Source organism: Afipia broomeae ATCC 49717 (assembly GCF_000314675.2).
GTDB lineage: Bacteria > Pseudomonadota > Alphaproteobacteria > Rhizobiales > Xanthobacteraceae > Afipia > Afipia broomeae.
Map to the genome: position 1 here is coordinate 115,964 of NZ_KB375285.1, position 12,090 is coordinate 128,053.

The following is a 12,090-nucleotide window of genomic DNA, read 5'->3' on the forward strand; positions in this document are numbered from 1 at the left end:
TTCTCGCCGGAAATCAACACGACCTGCATCTCGAGAAGCTCTGGTCTCATAATATCGCCATCACTACCCGTTTAGTGGACACGGTCAGCACGCCTATGTTGCTCAAGACGGTACGATCCGGAAAGATCGATCCTAAGCAGTTGATTACCCATCGTTTTAAGCTCGACGATATCCTTGATGCATATGACACTTTCTCGAAGGCTGCGGACACACGAGCGCTAAAGGTGATCATCGAGGCAGTCTAAGGCATGGGATCGTTGCGTCGAATTCGCAATCGGTCCAGGGCATCGCAACTATTTGGTGAGTACCGAGCATTCGACCTCCGAACAGTGCGCGTGATCTGCCGGCTCGGAGCGTTCGCTCGTAGACTATTACTCAGATCCTGCCGCCGTCATCTGCCGAGACCTGCCATTACGGGTTCTTACGATAAGGGATTCCCACATGTCGGGCGAGGGTCGTAGGCGCAGTCAGTCCTCAAAAATACCCATACACGCGGGCGCCGTCTCTAACCCAGCGTGACGGTCGTCAGTTCCCAGCCCTACGAGATCAGTTAGCCTCAATTTGTGCGCGCTCTTGTCACCGTGCCAGTTAGGAAACCCCATGTCAGCGAGCAGGAAGACCACCTTGCCGGCGGGCGAGGCTATACCGGTGCTCGGACAAGGCACAGCTGGAATTGGGGAGCACAGCGGTTCATCTCGCGACGAGATCGCCGCGTTGAAGACGGGCATCGATCTCGGGATGACGCTAATCGACACCGCGGAGTCTTATGCGGACGGTGGAGCAGAGCAGGTGGTGGCGGAGGCGATCGACGGGCAGCGCGAGAAGGTGTTCATTGTGAGCAAGGTTCATCCGCACCACGCTTCCCGCCTCGGTGTCGTTACGTCTTGCGAACGCAGCCTGAGAAGACTTCGTACGGACCGTATTGATCTTTTTCTGCTGCATTGGCGAGGCAACGTCCCTCTCGCCGAAACGCTCGACGGCTTTGAGGCACTCAGAAGCGCCGGAAAAATACGCTATTGGGGTGTCGGAAATTTCCTCATCCGCGATTTGAAGGACCTCGCGGCCATTCCCGTGGGAAAATTGGTGCAGGTAAATCAGATCGCCTACAATCTGTGCCGGCGAGACATCGAGTGCGACCTTCTTCCATGGTGCAGGGAGCGGGGTGTTCCGATCATGGCACATTCTCCCATCTGCGGAGGTCATCTCGCTAGGGACGGGCGGCTTGCCCGCGCGGCAGAGCGGTACGGCTGTAGCCGCGCCCAGCTGGCCCTCGCCTGGGTCTTGAGACAGGACGGAATTGTCGCGATTCCGAAAGCAGGAAACGTACGGCATGTGAGGGAGAACCGCGACGCGCTCGATCTGCGACTTGCCCCGGCAGATCTGGTTGAACTCGATCGCATCTTCGCCATGCCGCGCAGCACGACTTAGCTAGGCGGCCCGTCAGGCTCACCAAACCAGCGCTCGGCCGCCTGGCGAACGCCTTGATCGTCTGCGGCGCTCTCAATCGCTGAGGCAACCATACCATCGGGACGGATGAGGATGGCGCGTAATCCCAGCCGGTTCTCGGCGTCCCCCGAAATATAGTTGAACCGCCTCTGCCAGCGGTCGGCCAGCGGCCGCAGCGGCGCGCCTGGAGCAAAATCCAGCAGCAGGCCACGGCCGTCCTGCAGGAGTTTCCCGACCCTCGTTCCATCAATCAGCGTAAAATCGGGAGCGCTCCGGCCCACCAAAGGGTGACCGCCGCCGAGATCGTAGCGCAGCGACAGGCCCCATACCTTTTCGGCGAAGTAGGTCGCGCCGTCACGCGTTCCGATGAGATCGCGGATGATAGATTCGAGCGCTCGGGTGCTCGGCGTAGGGCGCATAAGCGCGACCTGAGCGCGGGACCAGTCGAGAATCCGCGCGCCCTCGGGATGGCGTTCAGCGAAATAGCTATCGAGCAATCCGGCCGGGGCGCGCCCATGGATGGTGGCCGCCAGCTTCCAGCCCAGGTTTGTTGCGTCGCCGAGGCCTAGATTGAGACCCTGACCGCCCAGCGGCGAATGCGTGTGCGCGGCGTCGCCGGCAAGCATCACCCGTCCGTTGCGGTAGGCCGTCGCCTGGCGGGCTCGGTCCGTCCATGTGGTCGCGAGCCGGAGGGTGGTCAAGGTGACGTCGGCGCCGGAGATCCGGCGCAAAACAACCTGCACGTGCTCCATCGTGATCGGCTGTGTGCGGTGGAAGGCGCCGCGATCGAAGTCGACCATCGCGATCGTGCCGGGCTGCGCGTAGGTGTACATGCCCGTCCGGGTATAGGTGCGTCCGACGCGGAGCGTCTCCGGGTTTGCCAGTTCCACCTCGACCGAGTAGCCGGTGAATTCGGGATCGGTGCCGGCGAATTCGAAGCCGCCAGCCTTGCGCACGGCGCTGCGCCCGCCATCGCAGCCCACTAGCCATCGCGAGCGGAAGGTCTGGCCGCCAGCGCGGACGATCACGGTGTTGTCGGTCTGCTCGAAAGCTTCGACGCCGACGCCACGCTGGATCTCCGCCCCCATTGCGGTCGCCCGGGCAGCGAGGACGGTTTCCAGGGACTGCATGTCCACGGCTAGATTGACCCCGGCCAGACTTGGCAGCCGGTACGGCCACCGCGAGACGTCGATGTCCTCGTAAAAGAACTGGATGCCGGCGAAATGGCCGGCAGGCCGGCGCTGCTGCTGCATCCAATGCGCGAAGGCCTTGGTGGCGCCCGAGGCATTGTTCGCTTGGCTCGCCTCCCTGACGTCGTCGAGCAGGCCGCGGCGATCGAGGACCTCAAGGGTCGGCGCGGACAGACCGCGCATTCCGAACGGCAATGCCTTCAAAGGAGACAGCGGATCGGCAGCCTGCTCCAGGACAAGGACGGAGACGCCTGCGAGACGCAACTCGCAGGCAAGGAAGAGCCCGACCGGGCCGCCGCCGGCGATTACGACTTCGTAGATGGGTTGGGAATTGGGCATGAAACGCTCCTGTGTCGATCACGTTCGACCGGAGCGTTCCTCGAATGAGCGACCTCACGGACGAACAATCGGGACGCCGGGGAGCGTCCCATGCTCGTCGTGGGGATCTCCGACACGAGGCCAAAGACCAGAGCTTTCGTTACCGAAAGGACTTGGGCTTACCAAACCAAGTCTGCCTTTTCCGACACCGGCTGGATAGCGTCTTGGCGATCAATCCGCAACAGACCGAGATAATGTCTCAGCTTAAATTACGGCTCGTGACCCATGAGCATTTCGCCTTCATCACTCGACGATGCGCCGCCCCGCTGGTCGCTCCGTGGCGGAGGTAACGGTGCCGTCGTTATCCGTGCCAATGGCACATGTTGGCATGACACCTCCGCTATGGGCGGCACGATCCGGCCGGTCATTTCCAATGTCGTCGATCTCGATCTTCATCCGGCAAACCAGGCAGGAGCGGAATCCGGAATTTCACCGGGATCACCGCCGGCCAATGATGAGCTCGTGCGGTCACAAAAGTGCCCGCCACCCCGGGGGAGGATGGCGGGCAGGCAAGGCGGGTGGGGCTCGGAGCGGCGATATTAACCCGCCTGCACAGGGATGCGTTGAATACTGGCGATGGACTCAGCCGTTTTCGGGACCTTGATGGTCAATATACCGTTCTTGAATGTCGCGCTTGCCGCGTCGGCATCGACACTGTCTGGAAGCTGCAGGGTGCGTTGGAAGGAGCCGTATGTTCGCTCGCGAACGATGAGTCCTCCGTCTTCAGTTTTTCGGTCGGTACTCCTTTCGCCGCGGATCGTCAGAGAGCCCTCACTGATCGAAAGCTCGATGTCATCCTCAGAGAGGCCAGGCAATTCAGCGGTGACCGTTATCGCCTTGTCGCTATCGCTGACATCCAGCCGGACGGAATCGGGTGCGGAGGGTGCGAACTCCGGAAATGGCGATGGCAGCACCCTCCAGAATTGCTCAAATGCGTGGTCAATGTCCTGCTGCAGCGCACGAAGCGGGTCCACCGGTCCCGTTTGCGGACCCACGTCCCGCCCGGTGCCGCTCCAAGGAATGAGGTCGGTGATTTTCATCGTCGCCTCACGCCGCCTTGACGGAAATCTTGGCAGCCGGCGCCGGCGTCGCCTTTGGCAGCGTCAGCCGCAGAACGCCGTCTTTGAAAATCGCTTCGATTTTTGCCACGTCGACTGGCTCTGAGATGACAAAACTCCGCTCGTAATTGCCATCCCAATACTCGGCGTGCTGCAGTGTGTAGCCTTCGGGGCGGCTCGGCACCGAGCGCGCCGCGATCCGCAAGAGCCGCTTGTCGAGCGTCACATCGAGGCTTTCGGGATCGGCGCCGGGGAGGTCTAAAACCATCAACAGGCTGGACTGGTCCTCGATTATATCTGCTGGAGGGACGAAGACCGGCGCATCTCGTGTGGCTTCGGCGGCCTCGCTTATGCTGGTGTCCTGAGCGGCCATGACGGGTCTCCTTCAAGTCCGGCTTATAGCGATTTTGCGAGGGCGATCAGCGTCGGGGCGAGGGAGCTCGAGCCGAAGCAGCCCGTTCCGGAACGCTGCGGCGGCCTTCTCCCCATCGACGCGGAACGGAAGGACGAGGCTGCGGGCAAAGGAACCCGCAACGCGCTCTTGGCGATGAACAACCGCGCCTTCGGCGACCGGGTCGATGTCCCGTTTTCCACGAAGGGTTACGGTGTTCTGATGGACCGCGATGTCGAGGTCATCGGCAGCGACGCCAGGAATCTCCGCAGTGATCACGGCGCCGTCGGGGCCGGTCCAAATATTGATTGGGGGAAATTCAGACGTTGTGGGGGCTCGCAGGTTGTTCATCACGCGCTTCACATCCTGTTGCACGAGTCGCATCTGCCGAAATGGATCGAACGTGCGCCCCGCATTTCCTGGATAGGCGAGCATTTGCCAACTCCCTTTACTGACGTTGAAGGGATCGTGGCGACTCTCCGCCGGATTGGCACTGATGACCGTCAGTTATTTCGCGATTTGTCGGCGCTGGGGCATGACCAAAAGCCCGACCGCCCATCGGCCGAGACGGGGTCGCCGCCCAAGGTTTCACCGGAAGGGATGATCGTTCCAGCGTGCAAAAAGGGCCGCGCCGGTGCTTGACTCTCGAGGTTCCCGGTCCGGCCCCAATAGTCGCTAGCCCGGCGTTAGCGGCGGACGAACGATCCTTTGGAAACCGTAACGCTGAAGCAGGCGCTGCGCCTGAGCGAGCGCAAGGCCTACATCGACCTCCTCGCTCTCGTCCGGGCCAATGTGAGCGCCTTCTCGAGAATGCGCCATCCATCCGAGGGTGGCCCGGGGCGTCCGCGCCGACCGGTGCCGCGAACGCGGGGAGCACTACCAAGGCCAACACCATGGCGATGTCCTCGACGACCAGCCAACCGACGGCGATCCTGCCATTGGGGGAGTCCAGCAGACTTACTTCATCCAGCGCACGCAGCAGCACCACCGTGCTTGCCACTGAAAGGGCAAGGCCAAACACCAGGCCCGCACTCCAATTCCAGCCCCATGCCCTCGATACGAGGGTTCCAATGAGAGTTGCGGTCACGATCTGGATCATCGCGCCTGGCACAGCGATCCGACGCACGACGAGAAGATCGTTGAGGGAGAAATGCAGCCCCACGCCGAACATCAGCAGGATGACGCCCAGTTCCGACATCTGGCGCGCTAACTCGACATTGCCCACAATGCCGGGTGTATTCGGACCAATCGCGATTCCGGCAAGCAAATAGCCGATCAGAGCCGGCAGGCGCAAGAATCGCGCGGCCAGTCCGAAGCCGAAGGCAAGCACGACTCCGAGCGCCAGCATTGTGATAAGTTCTGTTTGGTGCTGCGGCATGGTTCCGGTCGGGGTCGGTTGGCAACGAAAAAGATAAGCATTCTCGCACGAGACTTGCACTGACGATCGACAGCGTTATCGCCCGCTCGCGGCTTCCTCATTGATCTCAGCCCTCGTGAGTCACGATATTTGGCGGGTGCCGGCGCCATCAACCTTTCCCTCTCACTCGCCCGCAGGCGGGTCAGGGTCTGGCGGGTTCCGCGGCAGGAACAAATTCACGCGGGTGCCAGCCCCGGGCTCACTGTCAATGCGGACCTGCCCGCCGGATTGCACGACAAACCCGTACACTTGGCTGAGTCCGAGCCCCGTGCCCTTTCCGTCGCCCTTCGTTGTAAAGAACGGCTCGAAGGCCCTCGCCTTAGTTTGGGCGTCCATGCCAACGCCTGTATCCGTGATCGTGATGCGGATCATATGTGAACTGCTGGCGACTCCGCCGGCCACAACGCCAGTTGCAATCGAGAGCGTGCCGCGTCCGTCCATCGCATCTCGCGCGTTAACAGCAAGATTAAGCAAGGCGACGTCGAGCTGGTCTGAGTCAATTTCTAGGGTTCCGACATTGTCGTCCAGCTCCGTCCGAATTGATATCCCCCTACCGAGGGTTGGTCCGAGGATGGATGCGATCGACAAGATTCGCTCGTTGATGTCGACGAGCTTTGGTGCGAGGACTTGCTTTCGCGAGAACGTCAGCAGCTGCCCGGTGAGCGCCTCGGCGTTGTGCGTGCGCTGCATAATCTCTTGAATGAGCATCGCCACATCTTCAGGTGGGCCGCCCTCTCGTATCTTTGAGCCGATCAGCCGAAGTCCAGCCTGGACAACCATGATCAGATTCCTGAAGTCGTGAGCTATGCCAGCCGCAAGTTTACCGAGAGCCTCCAGTTTTTGAAGTTCGCGCAGTCTTTGTTCATTGGCGCGTTGCAAGGACACGTCCCTCAGATTGGCGAGCAGGGCATGCTCGCTGTTCCATTCCACCTCCACAACTCTGAGCTCCACCTGAGCCGGACTCAGGTTGGGGCGCCTAACTGTGATCTCGGTCGCTTCTCCTTCAACGATGGGACGGCCGAGCGACACGTCAAGAAGATCGCGCCTGCGTCGGCCGAAAATCCTGGCCGCTGCCGCATTGGCATAGAGCACGGCTCCGTCGGGATCGACGAGCAGTATTCCGTCAGCCGTGTTCTCCACGAGCAGACGAAACGAGGAGGGCGCGAGGCCAAAGTGGCTGTCGCAGTCATCGATCTCCAGGCGTTCGCCTGTCGATCCGGAGGGCGTGAGATTGTTCGTCATATTGAATAAGCAGCGTGATCGAACACGCCACCCGCGGCGTCGCCGACGGCCTCTCCATCACGCGAGCGGGATGTCATCGGTGTTTTTCCTTTCGTGGGCACCCAAAGAACGCGATGATCTGGTCGACGTTACTGAAGTCACCAATAATTCGACGAGGCGGTGTTGCTGAGTCATCCGAAAGCGTCGGGGTTGCGAGAACCCCAGCACTCTCCGCGGCTTCTGGGCTCGTTAGAACGTCGACGACTTCGATGCGGCACTTGTGCTCGTCGAGCGCAGCTGCGAGGCGATTTCGACTGATGAGCGCCCTTCGCCCACCCGGGGTTCCGTCGGCTATGAACAATCGAAGAACACGTGGCGTGGGACCATCTCCCGGGTGACCAGCCATCAGAAATCGCTCTCCGCGCATGAAGCGTCGCAATCGCTCGCATAGGTGCTCACGCCGTGGCTTGCCTCGTCAGGTGTCCCTTGCGACCCACCTTGCCCCCTGCGGGCGGGCGTCGACGCATCGCGAAAGCGTCCGCGTCTCTTCGACGGGGGGAACCAAGTAGAAATGACGGCCGTTAAATAGCCGGAATGGCAAGGACCACTATGTCGGCGATTTAGACCCATGACAGTGTCGGGTGGAGGAAGTGCAATGAAACCGTTGCGCATCCTGGTTGTTGAAGACGACTGGCTTCTCGCGTTGGATCTGAAGACCATGCTCGAGCGACGCGGGCACGAGGTTGTAGGAACGGCCGCAGACGCAACCGAGGCCCTCGTAGCGGCGCTGCAAACTTCGCCCGACTTGGCGTTCGTTGATGTCAATCTTCGTGACGGGCCTTCGGGTGCGAGTATTTCATCGGCGGTTGTTAGGGAGACGAAAACGCCTGTGGTTTTTGTGACCGCTAATCCGGAGGCCATCCCGGGGGATTTTGCGTGCGCCTTGGGCGCTATTGAGAAGCCATGGAGGCCCGAGGTCATCGACGAAGTCCTCCATTTTATAGACCGATACCGAACCGACCCTATGACGCAACCTCCGTCACGCATGATCTTGCCGCCCTCGCTGCGCGGTCCTTCTCACTTTTCGCGTGCAACCGCCGCTTAGCATCCAACTGTGCGTACTTGAGTGCCTTCTCTAGGGGACGTCTGTCCCGCTAGCTCGGTGAGTTCGCTTTCTTCGAGAGTCTCTTTTTCGAGCAGCGTCCGGGCCACCCGGTCCAATGACTCGCGTCGCTGCTGCAACAGGCTGACGGTCCTTGCGAAGGCTTCTTCCACGATGCGCTGCACTTCTTCGTCAATTTCGGCGGCCGTCTTCTCAGAGTAGGAGCGTTCCTCCGGACCGTAGTAGGGCTGATCGGTTCCAATAAATGAGCGGCGGTCCCTTTCAAGGGCCACGTGGCCGAGCCTTTCGGTCATGCCGTATCGCGTGACGATGGCGCGCGCGATATCAGTAACCTTGGCTAGATCGTCGGCGGCGCCCGTTGAAAGGTGGCCGTAGATGATGTGCTCGGCAGCCCTTCCGCCAAGCAAGACCGCCATCTTGTTCCCCAACTCTTCGCGGGTCATCAAGAAGCGATCCTCGGTCGGGCGCTGTATCGTGTACCCAAGGGCGCCCACCCCACGTGGGATTATTGAAACCTTGTGAACCGGATCGACCCCAGGCAGCGCCATGGCGACCAGCGCGTGGCCTGTCTCGTGATAGGCGACGATCTCGCGTTCTCTCGGGTTGAGCAGCCGGTTGCGCTTCTCCAACCCTGCAACGATGCGTTCGACGGCGTTGTTGAAGTCTTCCATGCTCACTGCATCGGCTTTGCGCCGGGTTGCCAGCAGCGTCGCCTCATTTACGAGGTTGGCCAGATCGGCTCCGGTGAAACCGGGCGAGAGTGCGGCGATCTTATCCGCGTCGACGTCGGACGCGAGCTTGGCTTTCTTCAGGTGCACATTCAGGATCTGGATACGGCCGGCCTTGTCGGGCCGGTCGACCAAGACCTGGCGGTCGAAGCGGCCGGCGCGCAGCAGGGCAGGGTCAAGGATTTCCGGGCGGTTGGTCGCTGCCAAAAGAACGAGACCAGTCGACGAGTCGAAACCGTCGAGCTCGACCAGCAACTGGTTAAGCGTCTGTTCTTTCTCGTCGTGGCCACCCACAAGAGGTCCGAGGCCTCGCGCGCGGCCGAGCGCGTCGAGTTCATCGATAAAAATGATCGCGGGCGCCTTGGCACGCGCCTGCTCGAACAGATCGCGCACCCGCGCTGCGCCTACGCCGACGAACATCTCGACGAACTCAGAACCTGAGATGGAGAAGAAGGGCACGCCGGCCTCGCCGGCCACGGCCTTAGCCAGCAGCGTTTTACCCGTACCAGGCGGACCGACGAGCAGCACGCCCTTCGGCATGCGTCCGCCAAGCCGGCCGTACCCGCGGGGATCCCTTAGGAAGTCGATGATCTCCTTGAGTTCATCTTTGGCCTCATCGACGCCGGCGACGTCCTCGAAGGTGACGCCGGTGTCCTTCTCGACATAGATTTTTGCTCTGGACTTGCCGATCTGCATCAGCCCACCACCGATGCCGCCACCCACCCGTTTGAGCATGAACATCCAGATGCCAAGGAAGATTACGACGGGGACAACCCAGGACAGGAGGTCTCGCAGGAATGTGCTCTCGATCTGGCCGCTGACGACGGTACCGTGCTGCTGAAGCTCGCGGGCAAGGTCGGGCTCGACGCGCGTAGTGATGAAGAAGGACCGGCCCTCGACGGGCTCCTTGAAACGCCCTTGGATAAACCGGTCCGATACTGCCACCTCCGCGATCCTGCCATCGCGAACATAAGTCTCGAATTGACTGTAGGGAATTTGAGCAACTTGAGTGGCGGTCGCATAAAGGTACTGAAACGCCATCAGTAAAAAGAACGCGCCGATCCAGTACCAAATATTGAACTGGGTCTTCCTGTCCATCTCCATTCAGTGTGCTCCGATTACCTGATGATCAGAAGCGTACGCGCGCCGTTGCGTACAAGTTCGACGGCGAGGGTGCTCTTACGATCGGCGGTCCAGCGACGGACATCATTGATCGATGTCACCGGCGTGCGATTGATCGCCAAAATCATGTCTCCGCGCATCAGACCAGCGCGCGCGGCCCGGCTTCCCGGAGCGACGCTCTCCACGACAACCCCTCCTGCGCCAACCTCCCGCGCCTCCTCGGCGGAGGCGTTTCGCAAGCTTGCCCCATCAAAAGGCGTTCCCGTCAATTGCGACGAGGCCCGCTGCGCTCCTTCGATCCGCACACTGATGTCGTGCCTACCGTCGTTTCGCACGACCGACAGCCTGACGTTCGAGCCGGCTGGTGTGAGGCCGATCCGGTTACGCAAGTCTGTGGAGCTGTGAAGGGCACGGCCGTCTACAGCGGTCACGACATCCCCAACCTTGAACCCGGCATGTTCGGCCGGCGACCCCGCCTCAATATTGCTGATCACCGCTCCGCGCAGGTCCCCTAGGCCAAGCGCCTCCGCGAGATCGGGGGTTACATCCTGGATGCCGATCCCTATCCTACCTCGACGGACCTCGCCATGGTCGATCAGCTGGTTCATCACAGCCAGCGCCATGTTGCTTGGCACGGCGAAACCTATGCCAACGTTGCCACCGGCGGGACTCAGGATTGCTGTGTTGATTCCGGCGAGCTTGCCGTCGAGCGTAATTAGCGCACCTCCCGAGTTTCCCGGATTGATCGAAGCGTCCGTCTGGATGAAATCCTCATAGCCCTCATTGTTAATCCCACTGCGCCCAAGGGCGCTGACGATGCCGGACGTCACCGTCTGACCGAGGCCAAACGGATTACCAATGGCGACAACGTAATCGCCGACTTTGAGACGATCGGAGTCGGCTATCTCCAAGGATACGAGGTTTCGGCTCTCCACCTTGAGAAGGGCAATGTCCGTGGCCTGATCGGATCCGACAAGCTCTGCACGGAGTCGGCGGCCATCCTTGAGCGTCACCGTGATTTGGCCAGCATTATCCACCACGTGGTGATTGGTGATGACATAACCCTTGCTGGCGTCCACGATCACGCCCGACCCTGCGCTCATGCGCTGCTGGGCCGGCGGCTGATCCGGAAGGTCAAAATACCGTCGAAAGAATGGATCGTTGTAGAGTGGGTTGGAGGCGGTCGGCGTTTCCGAGATGACGGAGATATTGACCACCGCCGGCGTAACGCGCTCTAGCAAAGGCGCGAGCGTAGGAAGTTGCCCTGCCAATCCGGGAACGACCTGTCCAAAGGCGCTGGGGGGAATGCCCACCGCGGCTACGAAGATCGTAAAGAGAACAATGATCGACCGATGTACGACTGTGGCTCTCTTGCTCATGAATACCCCCATGATAGCTCTACGACCGGTTTCGTCCTTTCCGCTTGCGGTCAGACGGGACGCCTGAAGCTCGGCCCGGAATGAGCCGGGCCGAGCATGGCAATTCGTCATACAGCGGACCAAGTACGGTTGTGGGCAAACCAAATGCAGGCGCCCGAAGCCAAGGCCACCACGACGCCGGCGATTACGTGGGCCCACATGGCGCCCGTCAGGGCCGAGAAACCGAGGGCCCATGGCGCCACGAGTGCCCACAGGCCAGCCACCCCGTTGATCCACTCCTCGGCCTCGTGGAACGCAAGAAGGGCTGAAACCGCGATTACCGAGATTGCTGCGCCGATGATCCAGGCATTCCAGGCGGCATAGGCGTCAGAGGTGAAGCCGAGATACCAGGGCGACAGCAGAAGACCGAGACCGGCAACGAGACTAACGACATCGAGGGCCGGCCGGCCGTTTGACGACAACGATTTCACCATTGGTTATTCCTCCTTGTTGGTTGGATCCATCATCCGTAGATCGTTAATTGCACCACCGAAAAGTGCTCCCGCGATGACGATCATCAATGAAAGTCTGGCTACCAGAAACCGCTGCAGTGGCACCCACCGCGCGGTCAGGGAGCTGGTGGCGGGCCGGCGACGGC

General features: G+C 60.9%; 11 protein-coding genes and 1 pseudogene. 2 read left to right on the plus strand and 10 right to left on the minus strand.

From position 1 onward, the window contains the following. Positions 1 to 600: 600 nt before the first annotated feature. On the plus strand, positions 601 to 1,428 hold the full coding sequence (locus HMPREF9695_RS25085) for an aldo/keto reductase (protein ID WP_006023737.1): 828 nt from the start codon (positions 601 to 603) through the stop codon (positions 1,426 to 1,428). On the opposite strand, the gene HMPREF9695_RS25090 is transcribed toward HMPREF9695_RS25085, so the two are convergent. The 7 genes and pseudogenes from HMPREF9695_RS25090 to HMPREF9695_RS26095 form a co-directional block, all read right to left on the minus strand. Next, positions 1,425 to 2,975 carry an FAD-dependent monooxygenase gene (locus HMPREF9695_RS25090; RefSeq protein WP_006023738.1) on the minus strand — a complete coding sequence of 517 codons (1,551 nt, stop codon included), beginning with the start codon at positions 2,973 to 2,975 and terminating at the stop codon, positions 1,425 to 1,427. The two genes, HMPREF9695_RS25085 and HMPREF9695_RS25090, sit on opposite strands and share 4 nt — an antisense overlap. 578 nt (positions 2,976 to 3,553) lie before the next feature. Beyond that, entirely contained in the window at positions 3,554 to 4,054 is a 501-nt protein-coding gene (locus HMPREF9695_RS25095) for an Hsp20/alpha crystallin family protein (protein WP_006023739.1), read from the minus strand. A 7-nt stretch (positions 4,055 to 4,061) separates the two neighbouring features. Further along, complete coding sequence (locus tag HMPREF9695_RS25100) at positions 4,062 to 4,445, minus strand: Hsp20/alpha crystallin family protein (protein WP_006023740.1); 384 nt, start codon at positions 4,443 to 4,445, stop codon at positions 4,062 to 4,064. A gap of 12 nt (positions 4,446 to 4,457) precedes the next feature. Continuing rightward, positions 4,458 to 4,898, minus strand: a complete 441-nt coding sequence (locus HMPREF9695_RS25105) for an Hsp20/alpha crystallin family protein (RefSeq protein ID WP_006023741.1) — start codon at positions 4,896 to 4,898, stop codon at positions 4,458 to 4,460. A gap of 403 nt (positions 4,899 to 5,301) precedes the next feature. Continuing rightward, positions 5,302 to 5,841 (minus strand): annotated as a pseudogene (locus HMPREF9695_RS27060) (cation:proton antiporter domain-containing protein); the annotation flags it as partial. A 162-nt stretch (positions 5,842 to 6,003) separates the two neighbouring features. After that, positions 6,004 to 7,122, minus strand: coding sequence for a two-component system sensor histidine kinase NtrB (locus HMPREF9695_RS25115; protein ID WP_006023743.1), 1,119 nt, complete (start codon positions 7,120 to 7,122; stop codon positions 6,004 to 6,006). Between the two features lie 73 nt (positions 7,123 to 7,195). Further along, positions 7,196 to 7,528 carry a circadian clock KaiB family protein gene (locus HMPREF9695_RS26095; protein WP_343299495.1) on the minus strand — a complete coding sequence of 111 codons (333 nt, stop codon included), beginning with the start codon at positions 7,526 to 7,528 and terminating at the stop codon, positions 7,196 to 7,198. A gap of 228 nt (positions 7,529 to 7,756) precedes the next feature. Here HMPREF9695_RS26095 and HMPREF9695_RS25120 point away from each other — a divergent pair, with 228 nt between their 5' ends. After that, positions 7,757 to 8,206, plus strand: a complete 450-nt coding sequence (locus HMPREF9695_RS25120) for a response regulator (protein WP_006023744.1) — start codon at positions 7,757 to 7,759, stop codon at positions 8,204 to 8,206. Here the strand turns inward: HMPREF9695_RS25120 and ftsH are convergent. The 3 genes from ftsH to HMPREF9695_RS25135 all read right to left on the minus strand — a co-directional run bounded on the left by ftsH (position 8,203) and on the right by HMPREF9695_RS25135 (position 11,926). After that, entirely contained in the window at positions 8,203 to 10,056 is a 1,854-nt protein-coding gene (gene ftsH, locus HMPREF9695_RS25125) for an ATP-dependent zinc metalloprotease FtsH (protein WP_006023745.1), read from the minus strand. The two genes, HMPREF9695_RS25120 and ftsH, sit on opposite strands and share 4 nt — an antisense overlap. Positions 10,057 to 10,070: 14 nt before the next feature. Beyond that, positions 10,071 to 11,453 carry a DegQ family serine endoprotease gene (locus HMPREF9695_RS25130; RefSeq protein ID WP_024921870.1) on the minus strand — a complete coding sequence of 461 codons (1,383 nt, stop codon included), beginning with the start codon at positions 11,451 to 11,453 and terminating at the stop codon, positions 10,071 to 10,073. Between the two features lie 107 nt (positions 11,454 to 11,560). Next, positions 11,561 to 11,926, minus strand: a complete 366-nt coding sequence (locus HMPREF9695_RS25135; RefSeq protein WP_006023747.1) for an SPW repeat protein — start codon at positions 11,924 to 11,926, stop codon at positions 11,561 to 11,563. Positions 11,927 to 12,090 lie beyond the last annotated feature (164 nt).

Coding starts and splice junctions, on each gene's coding strand:
- HMPREF9695_RS25105 (WP_006023741.1), bottom strand. CDS start 4,898: ATGCTCGCCTATCCAGGAAATGCGGGGCGCACGTTCGATCCATTTCGG.
- ftsH (WP_006023745.1), bottom strand. CDS start 10,056: ATGGAGATGGACAGGAAGACCCAGTTCAATATTTGGTACTGGATCGGC.
- HMPREF9695_RS25090 (WP_006023738.1), bottom strand. CDS start 2,975: ATGCCCAATTCCCAACCCATCTACGAAGTCGTAATCGCCGGCGGCGGC.
- HMPREF9695_RS25130 (WP_024921870.1), bottom strand. CDS start 11,453: ATGAGCAAGAGAGCCACAGTCGTACATCGGTCGATCATTGTTCTCTTT.
- HMPREF9695_RS25135 (WP_006023747.1), bottom strand. CDS start 11,926: ATGGTGAAATCGTTGTCGTCAAACGGCCGGCCGGCCCTCGATGTCGTT.
- HMPREF9695_RS25095 (WP_006023739.1), bottom strand. CDS start 4,054: ATGAAAATCACCGACCTCATTCCTTGGAGCGGCACCGGGCGGGACGTG.
- HMPREF9695_RS25085 (WP_006023737.1), top strand. CDS start 601: ATGTCAGCGAGCAGGAAGACCACCTTGCCGGCGGGCGAGGCTATACCG.
- HMPREF9695_RS25115 (WP_006023743.1), bottom strand. CDS start 7,122: ATGACGAACAATCTCACGCCCTCCGGATCGACAGGCGAACGCCTGGAG.
- HMPREF9695_RS26095 (WP_343299495.1), bottom strand. CDS start 7,528: ATGCGCGGAGAGCGATTTCTGATGGCTGGTCACCCGGGAGATGGTCCC.
- HMPREF9695_RS25120 (WP_006023744.1), top strand. CDS start 7,757: ATGAAACCGTTGCGCATCCTGGTTGTTGAAGACGACTGGCTTCTCGCG.
- HMPREF9695_RS25100 (WP_006023740.1), bottom strand. CDS start 4,445: ATGGCCGCTCAGGACACCAGCATAAGCGAGGCCGCCGAAGCCACACGA.